This is a genomic window from Fervidobacterium changbaicum (genome assembly GCF_004117075.1).
GTDB lineage: Bacteria > Thermotogota > Thermotogae > Thermotogales > Fervidobacteriaceae > Fervidobacterium > Fervidobacterium islandicum.
On sequence record NZ_CP026721.1, the window covers coordinates 492894 to 515118 of the forward strand.

Genomic DNA, 22225 nt, shown 5'->3' on the forward strand with positions numbered 1-22225 from the left:
AAGTATTGAAAATTTCCAAAAACCGTATTATCTTCTTATTAGTGGAACACCCCCCACCATCAATTCTCACAAAAAGGAGGTACTCCACTATGCAAAATTCTGTAGTCTCTTGCCCCAAATGCGGCTCTACCAACATCTACAAAAACGGTCATGATAAGTACGGTAACCAACAATACTTTTGCAAAGACTGTAAGCGCACTTTCAGACTTGTTCATTCAAAAAAACACAAGTTCTTCTCTTTCCCTTATCCTAAATGCCCTGTCTGTGGAAAAACTATGCAAATCCACAAAATCAAAAAAGCCTTCGTTAAGTTCCGTTGCCGTTCTTGCCATACCAGAGACGAAATCCCAACTAACTTACCTCAATTTGTCCCTCTTCCTTTCGACTCTTTCAAGTTCTTCCGTTTCCCTATCTTTATTGTTCTTAAAGCCTTCGTCCTTTATTTCAAAGCTGTGTCCTTGCGTTCCATCAGAGACTCACTTAATATCAAAGTCTCTCATGTCGCTATCTACAAGTGGATCCTTAAGTTGTCTTGTTTCTTTTCCATCCTCGTTCCTGTAGATGCTTTCAAAGTCCATGGTGATGAAACTGTCGTTTTGTTTAAATCCAAAAAGTACTATGTTTGGTTCTTAGTTGAGCACGATTCGAATCTTATTGTTGCTTGGCATGTATCCAAATATCGCGATATGGGTCAAGTGAAGATATTGTTAGAGAAGTTCTTTGGTAACAACGAAAGAACAATCGAACTAATTACAGATGGACTTGGTGCATATGGTGCAGTGAAGATACTATACAAGAATATCAATCATATTGTTGTGAGACTTGGGCAAAACAATCAATGTGAATCGAAGTTTTCGTTATTCCAAGACTTTGTACGAGCCAAGCGTGGATTTAAGAATATTGACAATCTTCCAATGTACGTAAACAGTTTTTGTGTAGTGAGAAATCTCTTGAAACTGAATGGCAATGATATTGCGCGTGTTATGAGTGTTCTATTGTCTTCCATCACTACAAGTTAACAGCATCGCTAAATTGGAAAAATTTCCCTCGTAATTATTCTATCACAAAACCTACGTGCTCCGTATCAAAGTATTTGAACAAAAGTTCCTGTTATAATTTCTTAATTTTTTGAGCACTGGTGCTCTCAATTGTGGTATAATTTTCGTGAAAAGACATAGTAAAGGGAGGAGCTCACTGTGTTCGTATCATTCGAGGGAATAGACGGATGCGGCAAAAGTACGCAGATTGACCTTTTCACAAAGTATTTGGAATCAAACGGCATTAACTATGTTAAGGTGAGAGAACCTGGAGGCACAAAGTTAGGAGAAAGGATAAGGCAGCTATTGGTTAGTGAAGAAATGATCTCTCGAAGTGAATTATTGCTTTTTCTAGCTTCAAGAGCTCAGCTCGTTGAAGAAGTTATAAAACCCGCATTGAAGGAAGGAAAAGTTGTGGTCGCTGATAGATTTGCGCACTCAAGCGTTGCATATCAAGGTTGTGGCAGAAATTTGGGGATGGACGTTGTTAAAATGCTAAATGACTTTGCAACCAACGGAATCTATCCAGACTTGGTGTTCTACATCGATATCCCTGTTGAATTGGCAATGCTAAGGATAAGCAAAGAACACAGGGACAGAATTGAACGCGAAGGTGTAGAATTTTTCGAAAGAGTCAGAAGTTGCTACCAGCAATTGTGCAGAAGTGAGGAAAGTTTTGTACTAATTGATGGGACAAAAGATAAACAATCTATAAGTGGTGAAATAATAAGGATTTTTGAAAAGCACTATAAAATATGAATAAACCGTGATACTAAATCATAGACATGTACTTTTCTATGATGTCCTTGATAAAATCAAGCACACTTTCGACCATCCAACCAAAGAGGAACATAAGAGTCAGAAAGACGACTATAATGCGTGGTGCAAACGTTAGAGTCTGCTCATGGATCTGTGTTGCAGCTTGAAAGATACTAATCAAAATACCTACCGCGAGGCTAACAAGTAGCGGAGGTGTTATAAGTGTCAACAGCAATTGTATTCCGTGTTTTACGATATCCAGGAAAACCTCTATGGTCATAGCAGAATCTCCTTTCGTTTTTCAGTACTTTTTTACTTATTATAGCAAAAATATGGGAAACACTCAAATCCGATTTTTGGGGGGAGAGTTATGAAAGCAAGGTTAAAAACAAAGACCTATACTTTCCTCGGTATGTGCGCCTTGTCAATCTTTGTGGCGCTTAGTTTTCTATTCTCATGTACGTACGCACCAAAACCTGAATTTGGTAGCATCCAATATGACGGAAAAGTCTATTCTGATTTCAGTACGCCGATATCCGTTGTCAGGTCAAAGAATATAGTTGTGAACATGAAAACATCAGGAGATTATCGATACACGTACAAATTAGACGGGATCACGTTAATCGAATCAACCACTACTAACTTCTTATTGTTGAAAGACCACAATAGTAAGCTCCCTTTGTCCAAGGAATTCTTTATCAATACTCATACTCTAACGATCGTTGTTACTGTTTCCGGTCGAAGCGAAAGTCTCTCCGTACCTATAAGAATAGTGAATCAAAAGCCTGTGGTTATTATAGCTAAAAAGGGCGACAAGCAGATCTCAATTTCTATCATCGAACCCGATGGAGATACAATCAAGGAAAAGTCTATAAAGCTATACAAGGACGATAAAGAAATCTCCACCCTTTCTGAAGGTGATATTGATGTAAGTAGATACTCCCCCGGTAAGTATAAGATTATGGTTTCAGTTTCCGATGAATTCGACGAGTCGGAACAAGCTGAATATTCCTTTGAAATACAAGCGGGAGGAGCTATTCAGGAAACGAATGTTCCTCCAACAGTCAAAATCGTTCAACCATTCCAGAATGAATCAACGCCACCCAATCTTGTGTTAAGATACGTCGGAGCAGACGAAAACACAGGTGACATATTAGTTTACGATGTTGATGTCGCAAAAGCCGGTGATTCAAACGTACTGATTCAAGCACGTAAAACAAAATCAAATGAAATTGTAATACCAAACCTTGAAAGAAATACGACCTATGTAGCTACAGTAACCGTTTATGACTTGGCGGGTGCTTCAGCTACCGATAGTGTTACATTCAAAACATCTTCTAAAGAAAACTACTTATACGTTAATGCAAAGGACTTTGGAGGAAAATCTTTACTGTCGATACTCAAAGTAACTGATTTGGAGCGAATTTCGACAGTTGGCTCGTGGACTTACGATGGTTCAATCGAGGACTTTGATGTTGTTGAAGACTTCATATATGTTACTAGTGGATATGATTTGATTATCATTAATTCAAGAGACAAATACAAACCCAAAACAGTTGGTACATTAAAATTCGAGTCTACGCTATCTGCCATAAGAGTTTACAAAACCTACGGCATTGTTGGTGTTGGGTATGATAAGATAGAAGTCGTAAACTTGACTACCCCATCATCGCCGTCGGTATTTTCTACAAAAGCCGGTGAAAGGTTGTTCTCTTTCACTATACCAACACTGTACACAAAGAAGAATGGTGTGAAGAAAGATTCTATTAATATAACTCAAGGTAGGATAAATGACATAGTACTCTTTGGCGACAAAGCATACATTGCAGCTGACCTTGCCGGCATTTGGGAGTTAGATTTGTCGGTGCTTCCGAATATTACTATTAAGGATATAAAGAACGTCGTACCTGGTGACTATTCATGTATCGATGTAGGTACGGTTAACGATGAATGTGTACTGGCTTTCGGAGAAGGAAATACTGCAGGGATTGTTAAGTTACCAATCGCGACAACACCAGTTGCAACAAAACTTGATTATACATTCGATACTCCCGTAAGAAGAGTTAGAATACATAATGGAAAGATCTTCATACTTACAATGGATAGGTTTTACGAATGGGATGGAAGTGCAAGCACACAACCAACTTTAATAAGGAACATTCGCGGAAGCAACCTACATGATTTTTATTTCTTATACGAAAAAGATGGAACGGAAAATTGCCTACTATTCGATGAAGTACGTGGCATGTGGAGATTTAGAAAATTTGGAACAAAATATGAGCTCTACGAACCTAACAAAATATACTCTTCAAAAGACCACGTTCAATACGGTAAATTCATCTTTTTGATAGGAGATGGATTTGTCGGCAATAACCTTGATGGAGAAGGACTTTACGCTATTGACGCTAGAGATCCTTACAACTATATCGTACAAGACTACCTACTTGGCGAATACGAAAAGATAAAGCTCAATCCATATGGTTTAAATCCAAAAATCGCAGTTCAAAAGAAGTCTGAGAATAAAATTATCTTGTACGATTATAGAACAGAAAATCTTGATTTTTCTACCGATACAACCTTAGATTTATCTTCCTATAGTAAAGTTTACGATTTCGCGATTGATAGCAGGAACAATATATACGCACTCGTTCTGGATGGAACAACGAGTAAAGTTGTAAGGTTTGACTATAATACTTTTACAAAATCAGCTGAGACAACTCTGCCAGGAACAATTAGTCAAGCATTGCCTTACGTGTCATCCCCTGTTGAAACTGTTGAGCCGAAGAATATCGAACTTGCAATTGACAACCTCTCCAAGAGCAAGGAAACATTGGCTGTGTTAGTGGCTCTTGGCCGCGCAGGAAGCATGAAACTCTCTGCGGACCTTAATTCAGCTTCCTCAACAATCTTCACTAGATATTACTCTGTTCAAAAAGAACAAGACAGTTACACGCTAAAGAAATACAATCCCGGTTTCGATCAAAAGATAATTGCGGACAAATACTTTGATAGAATTTATGTGGCAGATGGAGAATACAACGGCGTATGGTTGATGGATAGGAACGGAGTAAACTTGCTTGACGCTGACGAAGATAAACTTTCTTCTATACCGCTTTTTGAAGGAGCACCTGCTAGAAATATTTCTTGGTTCGGCAACAAGCTCTTCGTAGCTGGCGGTGGATTTGGCTACAAGATAGTAGATGTTTATCAAAAGAAGCCTGTCGCTGAAGTGAACTTTTCAGGTCTAACGTACACATTTAACCTAACAAGTAACGATGACAAGTACCTCTTCGTTTCAACGGATAGCGGTTTAATCTTGTATGATATATCAAACCTTTCAAATATCACACCATTATTCACTCTTAGCATGCCAATGTTCAAGGTCATCGGAAGGTAAACAAGTAAATGCGTAATCAAAAAACTAAGGGGGTGGGGATAACCATCCCCTTATTCTTTTGAATCCCGCTGTACAATACTACAAAAATACCAAATGTATGATATTATATAGAAAAAACAGCCATAATAAAAGAAAAAGGGGAGGAGTGAAGAGTTGAGTAACTTAACCAGACAACAGTTTTCTGAGCTCCTATCACAAAGAGTTTTGTTCCTTGATGGTGCTTACGGAACTGAGCTTTTCAAAAGAGGCTACATAAAGAACCGAGAACCTATAGAATTACTTAATATAACAAATCCCGACGCTGTCCTATCGCTTCAAACCGATTATGTAAATGCTGGTGTTGATTTCTTGCTGACAAATACATTTAGTGCAAACAGGCACAAACTAATGAAACTAGGGTATGACCAATACTTTGGCGAGATTAACCGAGCTGCTGTAAAGATAGCTAAAGAAGCTGCAAAGACTTCAGATAAACCAGTTTACGTTCTTGGTGATATCTCTTCTGTAGGCGAAATGATAGAACCTCTTGGAGAGCTGAAATCAAAGTATGTATACAATATCTTCGAAGAGCAGGTTGAAGCACTCGTTGAAGCTGGTGTCGATGGGATTATAATTGAGACAATGAGCGATATCAAAGAAGCAAAGCTCGCATACTTGGCAGCAAGAGAAGTCGCCCCGAATCTACCTATTCTGGTAAGTATGACCTTTGAGGAAAACAGCGTTGCAGTAACAGGGACCAGTTTAGAGTTATATGTCGCCTTATTCAACGACCTTGATGTTGATGCAATTGGTATCAACTGTACGCTGACACCTGATAAAATGGTTCCGCTCGTGAGGAAATTGGCCGGATTATCAAAAAAGCCCATTTTTGCAGAACCAAACGCAGGGAAACCAGTCTTATCCTCCGATGGCAGATTGACTTACAAAACTACTCCAGAAGAATTTACAGTCTATGTTGAAGATTATGTGGAACTTGGTGCAAATATTGTCGGTGGGTGTTGTGGGACAGGTCCTGAACACATCAAGTACATGGTTCAACATATTGGCTTGAAGAAACCAAAGACAAGAAAAATAAATCAACTGGACGTAATCACAAGCAGGGTCCATATGTTTAATGTGGAGCCATTTTTAATTGTTGGTGAGCGTATAAATGCTTCTGCGAAGAAAAAACTACACAACGAGATTCGCGAATTCAATTTTGAGCATGTTTTGAAACTTGCAAAATCTCAAGAACAGGAAGGTGCTCATGCAATTGATTTGAATTTTGGAATAGAATCTGTACTGTTGGAAGAACACTTTTCTAAAGTTATTGTAGAGCTGGACAGGATCGTTAGTATCCCCATTTCGTTTGACATACAGCACAATGAATTCCTCGAAAGCGCATTAATTGAGTATCCTGGAAGACCTTTGATTAATTCTTCAAAAGCACTACCTGAAGAGCTTGATAAGAAAGTAAAGCTACTTAAGAAGTATGGCGGACTATTAGTTGTTCTTGCGATGGGTAAGGAGATACCAAAAACAGCCGAAGAGAGGTACGAGCTTGGTAGGCGTGCTATTGAATATCTGGAAATCCAGGGAATAGACCGTTCAAGGATTTTTGTAGACCCACTGGTTTTGCCCATAGGAGCAAACCAGGATTACAGTGTAACGCTTGACACCATTAGGATGCTCTCTAATGACGGTATCCGAACGATACTTGGGCTTTCAAACTTCAGCTTTGGAATGCCAAACCGCGACGAGCTAAACGCTTCGTTCTTAGCTTTAGCAATGCATTCAGGACTATCTGCAGCGATTTTAAATACGTCAGAGGAGCTAACAATGAGAATTCTGCGTGGGATGAAGCGAATTTTGGGTAAGGAGGGTTCCAAGTTTGGCGAGGAAATAAAGAGTAGTGAACTGGTCAGCTTACTCCTTCGCGGAAATATAAATGAAGCCGAGAAGTATGTGCTGTCTTTCTTAGATACGTTAACGCCACTTGAGATAATTCAAACAGTGCTTGCGAAATCGATGGAAGAAATAGGAAATCTCTATGCTGACAACAAAATTTATCTCCCACACCTCATACTTGCTGCGGAGACTTCAAAACCCATATTCAGTAAGCTACTTTCTATGGTAGCTGAAAAAGACTCTGCGATATTAGGCAGGATACTACTTGCAACAGTTGAAGGAGATATCCACGATATCGGCAAGAAGATAGTTGGAACGGTTCTTGAGAGCGCAGGGTTCCAAGTAATCGATATAGGCAAGGACGTTCCCGCTGAGGTAATTCTTCAGAAAGTTAAGGAACTTAATCCAGATATAGTAGGTTTGTCGGCAATGATGACAACAACCGTTTCCCAAGTCGGCCAAGTCGTGAAAACTCTTAGAGAAAACGGAGTAAGTACGCCAATTATTGCTGGTGGTGCCTCTATGAATGAAGAATTGGCACAACGCTTTGGGAGTTATTATGCAAAAGACGCTCAGGAGGCTGTTAAATTGTGCAAAAGGATTTTGAATATCGATAAATAAAATAAGGAGGTCCGATTGGGACCTCCTTTTTAACCCCTTTTCGAATAGTATTCGGTAAGCAATTCGAACATTCTGTCAATTTCCTGAAGCTTTGCTTCCTTGACTTCATTTGGCAAACCTGACATCAATATAGCCCTTCTTAGAGCGTAGTAGCGGTAAGATGCATCCCAGTAATTATCATTTGGGGTTAATCCGAAAGTTTTAAAAGCTCTTAGTAATTCCTCGTTGTCGATGCCCTCTACTACATTTTTTGTTTTTTGGAATTCACGTCTGCGTCCTACGTTCGTTTCTGATTCAGGTTCTGTGAAAAACCTTAGGAGAATGTACAGTGTGTAAAAAACCAGGAATATCGCAGCTATTCTGAGAATCAAAAAGATCCAACTGATCGGTGGCACTGGAAAATAGTAGTAAAATTCAAAATCCATGCTACCACCACCTTAAGCAAAAAAACTCAACTCATCTTTGAATAGTATTCAGTTAGTATTTCATAAGCTTTTGCTAATTCTTCAAGCATCATCTGCCTTTTTTCTTCGCTGATTTTCATTTTATTAACCTTCTGCACAAGCTCATAGTATCTTTCGCTCACTTTTGTGTAGGAGACGTTCGAGCGAAGACCAAGTATTCGGAACGCCTGTTGTACGTCGGGACTATCAAAATGTTCAGCAGTTCTAATTGAACTTTTTAACTCTTCTTTATATTCATCTCTTTCGTTTTGATACATGGTTTCAGTTTCTTCGGATGAATTTTTTTGCTGACCGCTTTTTACAGTTTTCCGTTTTGGAAAGATTAATACTACCAAAAAAACTATTAGAGGTAAGGCGACAAGCAAAACATCTCGCAGCAGCGCTCTCAAAAAGACTGAAAACCCGAAAGGTAATATCACTCCTAATAAAGGTGCTAAAAAGGAGAAAGCGAAGAGAAAAATTACTACTGAAACGAAACAACCCAAGCAACTCTTACCACTAGTTTTTATACTTTTCGCGTGATTCATACAGTTATCACTTCACTGTACCCTTCTGTATTATTGAATCCCCTTCTACGTACGATACAAATATGGCTGATGATTTGACCTTTTTGCCCAACATTGTGTTGATAAGAGGCTCGAAATTGAGGAAAATGCCCATAAAATACTTGGGATCGTAAACTGATGTGAAGAACGTCCTATCACCTGGTTTATATTTGCTCGGATTCACTGTGTATGTAATCATTCTGTCATTCTTTATAAGGATATAGCTTTCCATTCCATCTTCAGTGGTTAAAACACCGTACCTTTCAGAACCTATGGTCACATACTTCTTCACTTCATCAGGCATTTTGAAACCTGTTCCAAAGACTACCGAGTAAGAAGAAAGAGTAGGCTGAGATGTTGTTTGGTTAGATTTACTACTCTGATTTTGTCCTTGTGAATCACTACTCAGCAACACACTGACGGTCGAAGCGATATCAGCAGAAAGGTACATAACTCCTGTTACGTTTAGATTTGTTATATTAAAGTTCGAAACCAAAGCATCGATGAATGTCTTTTTCAAAGCGTCAGGAATAGATCTGTTAATAAATATCAGCAAATCTCCTCCCACATTTTTATCAGCAAGTATATCTACAGGCTTCGTGTTTTGCAACGTTTTGAGAACATTTTTCGCATCAGGAGTTTTGGCATCCAGCTTTTGGTAGAATGAAAGTGCATTGTTTTCTATCCTTATGTATCCGTATCCCTCAAACGTAATTTTTCCATCTGTGATGTTTGAATACGTCACGCCGAGGTTACCTTTGAGATTTGCCAGTAAATTAGCAGGAGCTTTTCCGCCACCAACTTGACCGTCAGAATAAATGAAGTAATTCTCAACGAATTTCACTTTTTTTAGCGTGTCTTCTTCTAAGAAACTCTCTAAGACCTTTTTAACCTTTGTTGTACTTTTCACCGGTCCCAATACAACCGTGAGATTTCCGTCCTTATTAATTGCAACGAGCATTTCTTTACTGAACAAATCAAAATCATCCAATGTGTATTTCATAGACAAAAGTTGTTGTTCCAAGACACCTCTTACAAGTGATTCTAATCCAATGCCCGTATCAGCCAGCAATGTTTGACCAATTGGTAGCGCTTTAAAAGCATCGTAAGCTTTTGGAACATCAGGAATGTAAAGAATCGTAGAATAATCCTTTGGTAAGAACTTCAAAGCATCGGAAAAAGCAAAAACAGTTAGCAAAGCTATTAGTATGAAACTGTAGAACTTCTTCGTCATTTGCATAATAGACACCTCCACTTAAACTTTAGATTAGGTTTCTTTACTTTTTGTACGTTTCTTGGAACAGTACTTCAAGTTCACTTAGTGAAACTCTTTTTTCAGGTAAATACTGTGCGAATTCCTGTTTCCCTCCGCCTTTGCCACCGTACTTTTCGATGAGCTTTTTAACAAATTCTCTTACATCGTACTTCTTAGAAGCAACGATGTACTTACTACCGTCGTAGAAAACTAAGAACTCATCTTCAATACTTTTTGAGAGAAAGTTTCCAACTTCGGTGTAACCTTCTAAGTAAACAAATTCTTTGTTCTCTACAGCTTTCTTCAATACTTCAGCATACTCTTGAGAAATTTTTGAGAGCAAGGAATTTTTTTCTTTAAGTTCATTAAGCAATTTCTCAACGCGTAAGTTCAACTCATCGACAGAAGCAGTGAGCTGTCTTGAGAGATTTTTTAGCACGTTGTTATACTTTTTAAAGTACTTCAGAGCCCTTTGGCCCGAAACAAAGTACATTCTTGTAAGGTTCCCTTTCACTTTTTCCATATCTATAACTTTTATAACACCTATCTCACCAGTGTTATCAACATGGAAACCTCCGCAAGCTGAGACATCCAAATTAGGTATCTTTATTAATCTTACCTCGCCTTTTACTTTGTCGCTTAACGGTTTTCGCAGCTCAAATGCTTTAACACCTTCAATGTCTGTTATTATTTCTTCAACGTTCACGCAGAATTGGATTATTCTGTTTGATAAATCTTCCGCTTCTTCAATAACCTCAGGTTCTATGAACGGTATGTCCAAATCTATAGTTGAGTACTCTTCCCCCATACGAAAGCTAACAGTTTCCACTTCTGCAACTTCGATAAAAGCTGCTGATAGGATGTGCTGGGCGGTGTGCTGCTGTGCTATATCCCTTCTGCGTATTTGGTCAATTTCTACGTCGTACGTTCCAGGTTCAATTTCAGTTGCAAGTTCGTGAACAGTATATCCGTCTTTTTCAGTTACACCTAATACATCGATACCTCCAATTTTTCCCCTATCTCCAAGCTGACCACCTTTGCCATCAGGATAAAAAGGCGATAAGTAAGCGTATGCATAGTATCTCCCACTTTTCTTCTCCACTTTAATAATTTCTACTTTATTACCTTTATACAATGATTGTATCTTCAAAGCTTTCAACCCCTTTTGCAACAATCAAAACCTTCCAGCTGTCGACTTATGCACTGATATTTTTGACAAACTCGAGAGTTCTTTGAAGCCTTGATAATGTTTTTTCTTTCCCCAAAACAGCTATACTTTCGAACAGCCCCGGTGTAACCAGTCTACCAAGTAAAGCTCCTCTAATTGTTTGGAATACTTTGTTAGTTCCCAAACCAAGTGTGGTAGCAATCTCTCGCAGTGTTTTTTCAATGTTTGAGATGTCGTAATTATCTAATTGAGAAAACTTCTGTACTGCCAACTCAATAATATTTATCGTTTCAGGCTTTCTTGCAAACTTCTCAACATATTCTTGTGAATACTCGTATGAATCATCGACAAATGGTAATGCGAATTCGTATAGTTGCTTTAGTGTGTTCACCTTTTCTCGACAGATCTCTAAAACCTCTTTTGGAACTTCCTTCTCTGCTCCCACGTATCTTCTCCATTCTTCGAACTGATTATAGAGTTCTTCTGCTGTAAGCATTCTCATGTGTTTCCCATTAACCCATTCGAGTTTTTGATAATCGAATACAACGTTCTTATTGGAAATCTTATCTGGTGTAAACGACTCTATTTTTTGCGTAAAGTCAAAAATCTCTTCATCGACACTCCAGCCAAGGATTGCAAGATAATTAACAAGTGCTTTCGAAAGGTAGCCTTCTTTTCTGAAGTGCTCAACAGCTGTTGCACCGTGCCTCTTGCTTAAAGGAGTCTTGTCAGCACCAAGTATCAGAGGGATATGCATAAATTTCGGTGGTTCCCAACCGAATGCTTTGTAGAGCAGTATTTGTTTTGGCGTGTTCGATATATGATCCTCGCCGCGAAGCACGTGTGTAATTGACATCAAGTGATCGTCTATGACGACTGCGAAATTGTACACGGGAAACCCATTGGATTTTAGTATTATGAAATCATCCATGTGTTCTGTAGAAAACTCAATTTCACCCTTTAGCATATCGTCAAACTTCACGGTTTCATTTTCGGGCACTTTGAAAACGACAGTATAAGGATTTCCATCTGTCGGCTCTTCTGTTGTTGTGTAAAGAACCTTTTTTGGATCATCTTTGTCATAGACAGCAAAATATGCGTGACCTTTTTTTACTAATTCGTATGCATGTTCTCTGTAAAGATGCAATCTCTCGCTTTGTCTGTAAGGTCCGTAATCTCCTCCAATGTCTGGTCCTTCGTCCCAATAAAGTCCTAACCATTTCAAATCGTTCATTATCATCTTTTCAGATTCGCGCGTTGACCTTTCTGTATCGGTATCTTCTATCCTCAAGATGAATTTACCCTTGTTCTTTCTTGCAAAAAGCCAGTTAAAAAGGGCTGTTCTCGCTCCTCCTACGTGTAGATAGCCTGTCGGACTTGGTGCAAATCTTACTCTTACCATTACAATTCCTCCTGTTTTCCAAATTGATGCTGTTAACTAAAAGTATTGAAAATTTCCAAAAACCGTATTATCTTCTTATTAGTGGAACACCCCCCACCATCAATTCTCACAAAAAGGAGGTACTCCACTATGCAAAATTCTGTAGTCTCTTGCCCCAAATGCGGCTCTACCAACATCTACAAAAACGGTCATGATAAGTACGGTAACCAACAATACTTTTGCAAAGACTGTAAGCGCACTTTCAGACTTGTTCATTCAAAAAAACACAAGCTCTTCTCTTTCCCTTATCCTAAATGCCCTGTCTGTGGAAAAACTATGCAAATCCACAAAATCAAAAAAGCCTTCGTTAAGTTCCGTTGCCGTTCTTGCCATACCAGAGACGAAATCCCAACTAACTTACCTCAATTTGTCCCTCTTCCTTTCGACTCTTTCAAGTTCTTCCGTTTCCCTATCTTTATTGTCCTTAAAGCCTTCGTCCTTTATTTCAAAGCTGTGTCCTTGCGTTCCATCAGAGACTCACTTAATATCAAAGTCTCTCATGTCGCTATCTACAAGTGGATCCTTAAGTTGTCTTGTTTCTTTTCCATCCTCGTTCCTGTAGATGCTTTCAAAGTCCATGGTGATGAAACTGTCGTTTTGTTTAAATCCAAAAAGTACTACGTTTGGTTCTTAGTTGAGCACGATTCGAATCTTATTGTTGCTTGGCATGTATCCAAATATCGCGATATGGGTCAAGTGAAGATATTGTTAGAGAAGTTCTTTGGTAACAACGAAAGAACAATCGAACTAATTACAGATGGACTTGGTGCATATGGTGCAGTGAAGATACTATACAAGAATATCAATCATATTGTTGTGAGACTTGGGCAAAACAATCAATGTGAATCGAAGTTTTCGTTATTCCAAGACTTTGTACGAGCCAAGCGTGGATTTAAGAATATTGACAATCTTCCAATGTACGTGAACAGCTTTTGTGTAGTGAGAAATCTCTTGAAACTGAACAACAATGATATTGCGCGTGTTATCTGTGTTCTATTGTCTTCCATCACTACAAGTTAACAGGATCTTCCAAATTTATCTTCTAATAAAGATTGCTGGCACAAAAACTTCATCTTCTGTCAGACTACCGTGCATCCCCGCAAGTCTTTCTTCACCACCGCTGTATAAGTAAGTGAAAGCGTTATTCCCCTTTGTTATCATTATAGCATCACCTATTCTATTGTACAACTCTGGGTGTATTCTACCCGGTCCGAATAACCCTACGTCTATGCCTTCTCTACTTGATAGGAAGACGCAACTTGATGGAAAATTTTCTTCAAAATAGCTTTTCAACGGTTCGTAATTGCTCTTTTTGGACAAGTAGAAATACATCATCCTCATTTCCCCGCCAGGTGGACATGCTAACAACCTGTTGAATGGGTCTGTTGATTTCAAGAAATAGTTTGTTGAGTTTGGTATTTGAACCATGCCATGATCAGACGTAATCACGAAAAGAGTATCGCTTGGCAGATATTCTTCTACGAACCTCTTGATTTCAATAAGTAACCTTGCCATTTCCATCTCGTAAGCTTCACTATCTGGACCTTTTTTGTGCCCTAAGCCATCCAGATATCCCCAATATATATATAACATTCCTTGCCAGTCTTCGGAGAGCCTTTTCTTTAATGTTGCAAGTAAATCGCCCATATAATAGTAGCCCATCACATGAGCGTTTTTGTGTATAAGGTAAGATAGTCCAGAATTTGAAATTGTAGCGTGCGTCATTACTCCCCCGTAGAGTCCTTTCTCTTTTAATAAATCAAAGACATTATCCAACCTGTGTAAGCGCTTTTTAATGAGACCGGCGAATATTCCGCCTTCAACACCGGGATATGTGAATTCTATCATGTTGGTTATTGAGCCTATCTCACGTAGGTAAAGGATATAACCAAGAAGGCCGTGTTCCTTAGGTGTCTTCCCTGTAAACCAACTTGTCACAGCTGCAACTGTTGTTGTAGGGAAGACACTGGAAACTCTTATTACATCTTTAAAACCTATACCCTCATTAATTTTGATGAACTTGTTATACCCCATCCCGTCAACTAAGAATATTACTATCCTCTTTATACCCTGGAAAAACCCCTCGAAGTTGCCTTCGAGGGGGAATTCTGAATGGTTTGAATGAATTCCAAAGCACTTAAGAAACGAAGAAACAAGGTTAACAATTGACTTGCTGTATTGTGGAGCAATCAACCCATTATCAGCAAACATTATCCTTTGACCGCTCCTTTCACAAGCCCGCCGACGATATACTTTTGCATCAGTAAGAAGAGGATAACCATAGGAACCATACCTATCATCGCCGCAGCTGTGAATAGTCCCCATTGTGTCTCAAACGGACCTGTCGAGAATGTGTACAAACCTATTGCGTATGTGTATTGTTTGACGTCCTGTAATATAATCCTTGCGAGTACGAACTCGTTGAAAGTACCCATAAAGGTGAGTATAACGATAACTGCAAGTATCGGTGAAGCAAGTGGTAGAACGATTTTCACAAATGTTTGCCATCTTGTTGCACCATCGATGAGAGCTGCCTCTTCTAATGAATCCGGTATAGTATCGTAGTAACCCTTTATAAGGTACATGTTATACGCTATACCACCCAGATAAGCAAATATCAAACCAGATAGTTTACTCAACCCAAATCCTGGAATGTATTTTCCAGCAAATGACAAGAATGTGTAAATCGCAATCATATACATTATTGCTGGGAACATCTGGATAAGCAAAAGTGACATTATTCCGTACTTCCTACCTTTAAATCTCATTCTACTGAATGGATAAGCAGCCAAAGCGGTTACAGAAGTTATGATAATTGCCACACTTAATGATACAATCACACTATTCATAATCCACTTCAGCATGTAGTGATCTGGTTTTCTCTGCCAGATTTGATCAATTCTAAACGCAGCGCCATCGAGTTTCTTCAGCGCAGCGGAAAGTTCTTTAATGTTGAGCTTGTCTGACAATTCGGATGACTTTCTAGACATCACATTCATATTCGGTACCACGTTGTTCCTATACACAGAAAGAACGGTGTCAGTCAATCGTTCCATGGCAACTGGTCTAACCTTTACACCTGTTTTTGAGACCGGCATGAATTTTGGCCCCTGAATTTCCACATCTGCTAGGTAAAGCTTTAAGTCTTTTACAAATGGTTCGTAGTTTTGGGAGAATAATTCGTAGTTTGTAAACATATCCTTTGCTGTTCCTGGCCAATCTAGCTTGGAAGCTATCTTTCTTATCTTTGATTGCTTTTTCTGGTCAGTTATCATATTTGCAATATCCGTTGTGATTCCAAAAACCCTCTTAGATTGTATGTTAAGCAGTTGAAGTTGAGCAGGTAATTTCATATTAGCAACCATTGTCTTGATCTTTTCGAGTTGGTCAATGGCTAGTCTTGCTTTGAGGTACAGCAAAGGATCGTGCAAAAGTTCATATGCTTTTGCAAGTTCTGTGTTTATTTTGTTAATTTCTTCATCTATTTGAGCTTGCCTACTTTTGTATTTCGATATCTCAGCTTGCAATTGTAACATTCTTTCTGTTGTCTTTTTCAATTTATTCATCAAATTCACGGTTTCGTTTATGGTGCTTGCTATTCTCGTTGTGAAAACATCTATCGTGTTCAAAAAGTCTGCAAACGGTGCTTTGTCCTTGTTTGTGGCTTGCGCCCATTTAGTCATAACTTCGTTGTATCCATTCTGAAAATCGGTTAGTGCTTGATCGATGTCTTTAAGATCATCAAATTGCTGTACGTTAAGTTGGATATCCTCAATTTGCTCAAGTGTTGCTTTGAAGCGCTCCAATATTGTGTTTTCATCTGGTAATGACTCTGCCGAAACATTTGAAATCTTTGCTGCGTCAAGCAAATCAGCACCAGACTTGAGAACTAGTGCGTATTCCTTTAGCTGTGGAACCAAGAATGAACGAATTGTTTTGGAAAGGTTCAGATACTGACTTTGATAAGCACGATATGTCTTTTCCAGTGGTTCAACCGTACTTTGTATTGTTGATTTCTCATTGTTGAGTTCTTCCAACCGAGCTTTCTTTTTTCCAATCATCTCTTCCCAATTTTCCTGTCCTGAATACGGGTCAACTTCTTGAATTGAGCTGAGGTTCTCTCCTCTGGAGTATAACTCATATGCAGCCACTTCCAAATATTTCGATGGCTTCGGGAATTGGAGTTCTTTAATGATGTTATCTAAATTCGAAACGTAAGATTTTATGAGCTTGTCAGAGTTTTTCTCAAAATATTCATTCAGATAGGAAATAGCATCATCTATTGCCTTTTTCAGCTTTTCAGTCTCCTCAATATAAGACTTAAATCTTTTCACATCATTTTGGAAAAGTACTTTCGCCTTTTCAACCGTTATGTTGTCATGAGGAGGCGCCATCAGAATAAGAGCATCCATATCGGAAACCAGTCTGGGTCCGTTTTTCTCCGGAGCTATAAGGTCTACATAGTTTTGAAGTGTCATCCTGCTGCTGAACAGTTTCGTTGAAAACGCCGCATTATCACGTCTTAATGATGTAGAGACAACCCAAACAATTGGAAACAGGACAACGACAGAAACTATTATCAAAACTATATGAGTAAGCAATTTTCTTTCCTTTTTGACCATTATCTGTTCACCTCCTCGAAGGACCCGGACAAGCGGAAGTTGATGAAGCTCAAAGTTCCAACTATAAAGAATATCAGAATCGATATTGCAGAAGCAAAACCAAAGTCCTGACCACGTCCACCTTCAAAAGCAAGTTTGTATGTATATGAAATCAAAATATCCGTAGAACCCGCGGGGGTTGTAGTATTTGGCATTGCAGGTCCTCCACCAGTAAGGAGGTAAATATTGACGAAGTTATTAAAATTAAACGCAAAACTACCTACGAGCAGTGGTGCAATTGTGGTCATCAGGAGTGGGAACGTAATTTTCCAGAACCTCTGCCATTTGCTAGCACCATCTATTGCTGCAGCTTCATAGTAATCTTCCGGTATACTTTGCAAAGCACCCAGTGAGACAACCATCATATACGGAAAACCAAGCCATGTGTTAACTGTCAAAACAGCAACCTTGGCCCAAAACGGATCGTTGAACCACCTGATTGGCTCTCTACCAAACAACTGTGTGACTATGAACTTATTGATAATACCATATGTTTCGTTGAAGAAACCGTTCTTCCAAACAAGCACTGAAATAAACGCAGGAATTGCCCAAGGGATAATCAAGAGCGATCTGTAAACTGCACGCCCTTTCAAGTTCGGATTGTTAAGCACAAGTGCAAGTATCAAGCCTATCACAAAGGTAAATAGAACACTCAAAGCTGCCCACGTAAAGTTCCAAACGAAAATCTTGGCAAAAGGTCCAGAAATGGTTGGGTCTGTGAATATCCTTGTGAAATTCTTCAATCCATAGTAAGAAATGTAACCACCAACGATTACCTTTTCACCCTTTTCGTTTATGTCATATATCGTACCATTTTCCTCAATTAGTGGTCTGTTCGTTATCGTATTAATAAGAACGGTCTTAACTATACTTTTTCCTTTCTCTATCGTTTCCGCAAGCCCAAGTTTATACATGTGTTTGATGTTGTACATAAACAACTTGCCTTCCTCGTTTTGCCTGATTGCGTATCTATTTCCATTATTATCAACGAATTCAATTTTACTCATTATTGGGAAAAGGATGTAGTACTTGAAGTAATCCTCGTTTATAGCTGTGGAACCGTCATCCGGATTGTAGAAATATCTGTATATCTTCCCATTATCTTTAATGAGCTCTATCCTTCCATTTTGTTTTTCTACACTTAATCCACTCTCGCTAAGCTTTATCAATTCCACTTCAGCAAGTATCAATTGACCAGCTTCACTTTTAAGTACACGATAGTCTCTTGCAACGTAGTAAGTCGAACCATTGAAAACTACGGTTCTAAAATCATTGGTTGGTTGTGTACCTTCAAACCTCACGTAGACACTGTAGTTTAGCGGTGAGCTATCCGGGACAATGTACGTATAAATAGGATCAACAAGCAGTCTCTCGACAATTTCTTGACGTGTCATGATGTGACCGGTTCCATAGTTTGTGAATGCTGTTCTAATTGTAAACGCAATAGGGTACAAAACGAGTATAAAGAGTAAAATCAAAGCGGGTATCATGTAACGATAAGGATAGGCATTTCTGTTGAGAATAAAAAAGTCTATCAAGAACACCAAAACAAATAGTGTAACAGACAGTTCATAAAAACCTCTTCCGAACAGGAAAATAGCACCAATTATGCTAAATACGGTGAACGCTATGAGTGTAAGATATCCTATAGTTTTCCAAAACTTCATCGGTTCATCCTCCCTGCAGTCATTTTCGGACATTCCCTTGGTAAAACTTTTTCTGGAACTTGGTAACTCTAACTCTTTCTTCGTGAAAATTTATATCTTATTAAGAAAAAGCACGGGGGCATTCCCCCGTGCCCCTGATTTTCTATTTAATTACTTAATTTGTGCCTTTATCTGAGCAACTGCGTCAGCAAGTGCTTTTTCTGCTGGAACACCCTGGTCGAGTGCTTTAGCCAAAGCATCACCCATTGCTCCCCACACTGCTGCCATTTCTGGAACGTTTGGCATTGGCAGACCGTATTTTCCAAGGAAGTCAGCAAATTTCTTTGTGAGTGGATCCTTTGCCATAACAAGTTCGTTGACGTCTGTTCTGGATGGACACCTTGGGTCTGCTTGCCAAATTTGGTACATAATATCTTTTGTTGCGATGAATTTTGTCAGGAAGTCAAGCGCAAAGAGTTTGTTCTTGCTCTTTGCGTTGACCATGAAACCTTGTGCACCGAAGAATGGCTTTGGTTTCTTTCCGCCAGGAAGGTCTGGAATTGGGGCAACATCAAAGTTTATACCGGCTTGCTTATATCCTGGAACTGCCCATGGACCGTTGATGATCATTGCTGCCAAACCATCTTTGAACAGACCGTCCATTGTGTTGTAGTTGTCACCAGATGTGAGTATCTTTTCATCAACGAGTTTCTTAATAAGTTTCAGACCTTCGATTGCTCCTGCATTCGCAAGGCCAACATCTTTAACATTGATTTTTCCACTCTTGTCTGTTCCAAAAACATATCCACCCATGCCGAAGAATGCAAACGAGCTGAAGTAGAAGTTCTTGTAGTCGTAGATGAATCCCCTAACTTCACCGCCGTAGTCTTTTTCTATCTTCTTTGCAAGTGCGATAAGTTCATCGAATGTTGCTGGCGCTTTCTGTACGTAATCTTTGTTGTACATTAGTGCTGGACCGTCGAATGCATATGGTACACCATAAATCTTACCGTTGTAGGTAAATCCTTGAAGAGGTGCCGGGAAGTACTTTTCTTTTTCTGGAAGGTTAATTGGTTCAAGCAAACCGTTAACAACAAGTTCACCAACCCAGTCGTGTGCTCCAACGATGATATCTGGACCTTCACCAGCTGGCGCTGCCGTTAAGAATTTGGATTTAATATCTCCGAAGTTCACCTGAATAACGTCAACCTGAACACCGTACTTTGCTTTGTACTGGTCTGCAAGTTTCTTGAGAATAGGAACCTGTGCTTCCGATGTCCAAATGGTAATCTTCTTGGCTTGAGCAAATGCCAAGAAAACAAAAAGAACTGCCAATACTACTGTTAACCACTTTCTCATACGCTCTACCTCCCCTTTTAGGATGATGTGGAAACCTCTTATATTATACTACAACTTACGGTAAAGTGAACCAATTTTTGGAAAAGTTTCCACAGAATCCATGAATGTTTGAAGTTTCTTATCAGTTCTACCGAATACGTCGCTATACACACAAAAATATACCTTAGCATACCAGAGCATACCAAAGGATACAACAGCAAGCAAGAATTTGTCAGTAATAATTCGGAATACCTAGTGTTGAAATGTAGCTACAAGCCATGTATAATTCTAATGCTATGAACTTACATCAGCCAAAGTCAACGGAGGTGAACAACATGGAAAAGAAAAGAAGGAGAGTTATTATCCTTGGTGCAGCTGGTAGGGATTTCCACAACTTCAACACGTTCTTCAGGAACAACCCAGATTATGAGGTTGTAGCGTTCACAGCTACACAGATTCCAGACATTGCAGGTCGAATTTACCCTGCCGAACTTGCAGGTCCACTTTATCCAAATGGCATTCCTATCGAAGATGAAGCCAAGCTTCCAGAACTCGTTAAAAAGTACGATGTAGATGAAGTTATCCTTGCTTACAGCGACTTGCCACACCAATACGTAATGGAGAGAGCAGCAATTGCACTTGCAGCAGGTGCAGATTTTAAACTTATGGGACCTGACTCAACAATGATTGAGTCAACAAAACCTGTTGTTTCTGTTTGTGCAGTGAGAACAGGTTGTGGAAAGAGCCAAACAACAAGAAGGGTTCTTGACATTTTGAGAAGCAAAGGACTCAAGGTAATTTCTATAAGACATCCGATGCCATATGGTGATTTGGTAGCGCAAAAAGTCCAGAGATTTGCAGATTATTCAGACCTTGACAAACACAACTGTACAATTGAAGAAAGAGAAGAATACGAACCACACATCGACAGAAAAAGTGTAATCTACGCAGGTGTGGATTACGAGGCAATTCTTAGAGCAGCTGAGGCAGAGAACCCAGATATCATACTTTGGGATGGAGGAAACAACGATTTCCCATTCTATAAAACAGACCTGCACATCGTTGTAGTAGACCCACATAGGCCCGGTCACGAGGTTACGTACTACCCAGGAATGGCCAACCTTCTCATGGCAGACGTTATAGTAATAAATAAAGAAGAAACAGCAAACAGAGAAGATATCGAAACGGTTAGAAAGAACATTGCAAAATGGAATCCTAATGCTATAGTAGTCGATGCTGCATCACCAATTTTCGTTGATGATCCATCACTAATCAGAGGTAAGAAGGTGCTTGTTGTTGAAGATGGTCCAACTCTAACGCACGGTGAAATGAGATACGGCGCTGGCTACGTTGCAGCCAAGAGGTTTGGTGCAAGAGAAATTATTGATCCAAGGCCATTTGCAGTTGGTTCAATCGTTGAGACATACAAGAAGTACAACCACCTCGATGTCATACTCCCAGCAATGGGTTATGGCGAAAAGCAAATCAAAGAACTTGAAGAGACAATCAACAAATCCGATGCAGAAGTCGTAATAATCGGTACACCTATCGACTTGAGAAGAGTCATGAAACTCAACAAACCTGCTGTCAGGGTCAGGTACGAACTCCAAGAAATAGGAGAACCAACACTTGACCAGATCCTTACAGATTTCCTCAAGGAAAAAGGGCTTTTGAAATGATTAGAGATGAGTAAATAATCAAACGGGTGCGTGGCAAAAACGCACCCGTTGTTTTTACTTATCTTTATTCGTGTGTTACCTTTAAACTAAACGGTCACATCTAAGTTCTTGCCCTGGAACAATTCACCAGCGATTCGCACGAGTTTTAAGTTCATATCTTGCTGTTTGTAAAATGCGAATTCCAGAGTTCTAAGCATAAGCTCTTTTGCTTGCTGAACTTGCTGAGCAACATCCGTAGCTGATGCCACAGTTGCAGGTCTTGCAACTGTTGGGGGATAAACTGGACCAAGAACGCTATTCACGCCTGCTATGGTCATACCCTTCACC

The 22225-nt window shown here is 39.3% G+C and carries 17 protein-coding genes and 1 pseudogene; 7 read left to right on the forward strand and 11 right to left on the reverse strand.

All coding sequences use genetic code 11. The features are described 5' to 3' along the window. Positions 1–89: 89 nt before the first annotated feature. The 3 genes and pseudogenes from CBS1_RS10880 to tmk all read left to right on the forward strand — a co-directional run. Positions 90–161, forward strand: a pseudogene (locus tag CBS1_RS10880) (hypothetical protein); the annotation flags it as partial. A 114-nt stretch (positions 162–275) separates the two neighbouring features. Next, on the forward strand, positions 276–1019 hold the full coding sequence (locus CBS1_RS10420; protein ID WP_338323350.1) for a DDE-type integrase/transposase/recombinase: 744 nt from the start codon (positions 276–278) through the stop codon (positions 1017–1019). A 177-nt stretch (positions 1020–1196) separates the two neighbouring features. Continuing rightward, on the forward strand, positions 1197–1796 hold the full coding sequence (gene tmk / locus CBS1_RS02270) for a dTMP kinase (protein ID WP_033190888.1): 600 nt from the start codon (positions 1197–1199) through the stop codon (positions 1794–1796). A 13-nt stretch (positions 1797–1809) separates the two neighbouring features. Here tmk and fliQ read toward each other — a convergent pair whose 3' ends face one another. After that, positions 1810–2076: a flagellar biosynthesis protein FliQ gene (gene fliQ, locus CBS1_RS02275; protein ID WP_033190887.1), complete on the reverse strand. Its 267-nt coding sequence runs from the start codon at positions 2074–2076 to the stop codon at positions 1810–1812. A 90-nt stretch (positions 2077–2166) separates the two neighbouring features. Between fliQ and CBS1_RS02280 the strand changes: the two genes are divergently transcribed. Together CBS1_RS02280 and CBS1_RS02285 are read left to right on the forward strand one after the other, a co-directional pair. Beyond that, positions 2167–5193 (forward strand): LVIVD repeat-containing protein, encoded by a 3027-nt coding sequence (locus tag CBS1_RS02280; RefSeq protein ID WP_033190886.1) that lies wholly within the window; start codon positions 2167–2169, stop codon positions 5191–5193. A gap of 153 nt (positions 5194–5346) precedes the next feature. Then, complete coding sequence (locus CBS1_RS02285; protein ID WP_090223322.1) at positions 5347–7701, forward strand: homocysteine S-methyltransferase family protein; 2355 nt, start codon at positions 5347–5349, stop codon at positions 7699–7701. A 29-nt stretch (positions 7702–7730) separates the two neighbouring features. On the opposite strand, the gene CBS1_RS02290 is transcribed toward CBS1_RS02285, so the two are convergent. The 5 genes from CBS1_RS02290 to gltX all read right to left on the reverse strand — a co-directional run bounded on the left by CBS1_RS02290 (position 7731) and on the right by gltX (position 12535). Continuing rightward, positions 7731–8126 (reverse strand): hypothetical protein, encoded by a 396-nt coding sequence (locus tag CBS1_RS02290; protein WP_090223320.1) that lies wholly within the window; start codon positions 8124–8126, stop codon positions 7731–7733. 26 nt (positions 8127–8152) lie between these two features. After that, positions 8153–8422: a hypothetical protein gene (locus tag CBS1_RS02295; RefSeq protein WP_128998097.1), complete on the reverse strand. Its 270-nt coding sequence runs from the start codon at positions 8420–8422 to the stop codon at positions 8153–8155. 277 nt (positions 8423–8699) lie between these two features. After that, on the reverse strand, positions 8700–9950 hold the full coding sequence (locus CBS1_RS02300; RefSeq protein WP_241685547.1) for a hypothetical protein: 1251 nt from the start codon (positions 9948–9950) through the stop codon (positions 8700–8702). Positions 9951–9987: 37 nt separating this feature from the next. Beyond that, entirely contained in the window at positions 9988–11115 is a 1128-nt protein-coding gene (locus tag CBS1_RS02305) for an alanyl-tRNA editing protein (protein WP_090223324.1), read from the reverse strand. 46 nt (positions 11116–11161) lie between these two features. Further along, entirely contained in the window at positions 11162–12535 is a 1374-nt protein-coding gene (gene gltX, locus CBS1_RS02310) for a glutamate--tRNA ligase (protein ID WP_090223317.1), read from the reverse strand. A gap of 129 nt (positions 12536–12664) precedes the next feature. On the opposite strand from gltX, the gene CBS1_RS10425 reads away from it, so the two are divergent. After that, a complete protein-coding gene (locus tag CBS1_RS10425; RefSeq protein ID WP_033191365.1) occupies positions 12665–13594 on the forward strand; it encodes a DDE-type integrase/transposase/recombinase in 930 nt (309 codons plus the stop codon). A 15-nt stretch (positions 13595–13609) separates the two neighbouring features. Here the strand turns inward: CBS1_RS10425 and CBS1_RS02315 are convergent, their stop codons facing one another. From CBS1_RS02315 to CBS1_RS02330, 4 genes are all read right to left on the reverse strand, one after another. Beyond that, entirely contained in the window at positions 13610–14785 is a 1176-nt protein-coding gene (locus tag CBS1_RS02315; protein WP_090223346.1) for an alkaline phosphatase family protein, read from the reverse strand. Beyond that, positions 14785–17196, reverse strand: a complete 2412-nt coding sequence (locus tag CBS1_RS02320; protein ID WP_090223347.1) for a sugar ABC transporter permease — start codon at positions 17194–17196, stop codon at positions 14785–14787. Before CBS1_RS02320 ends, CBS1_RS02315 begins: the two co-directional genes overlap by 1 nt. Further along, positions 17196–18902, reverse strand: a complete 1707-nt coding sequence (locus CBS1_RS02325; protein WP_090223349.1) for an ABC transporter permease subunit — start codon at positions 18900–18902, stop codon at positions 17196–17198. The genes CBS1_RS02320 and CBS1_RS02325 overlap by 1 nt, the downstream gene beginning before the upstream one ends. Positions 18903–19052: 150 nt before the next feature. After that, positions 19053–20240 (reverse strand): sugar ABC transporter substrate-binding protein, encoded by a 1188-nt coding sequence (locus CBS1_RS02330; protein WP_033190878.1) that lies wholly within the window; start codon positions 20238–20240, stop codon positions 19053–19055. A gap of 314 nt (positions 20241–20554) precedes the next feature. On the opposite strand from CBS1_RS02330, the gene CBS1_RS02335 reads away from it, so the two are divergent. Then, positions 20555–21898, forward strand: a complete 1344-nt coding sequence (locus CBS1_RS02335) for a cyclic 2,3-diphosphoglycerate synthase (protein ID WP_033190877.1) — start codon at positions 20555–20557, stop codon at positions 21896–21898. 86 nt (positions 21899–21984) lie between these two features. On the opposite strand, the gene CBS1_RS02340 is transcribed toward CBS1_RS02335, so the two are convergent. After that, positions 21985–22215 carry a hypothetical protein gene (locus tag CBS1_RS02340; protein WP_033190876.1) on the reverse strand — a complete coding sequence of 77 codons (231 nt, stop codon included), beginning with the start codon at positions 22213–22215 and terminating at the stop codon, positions 21985–21987. Positions 22216–22225: the final 10 nt, after the last annotated feature.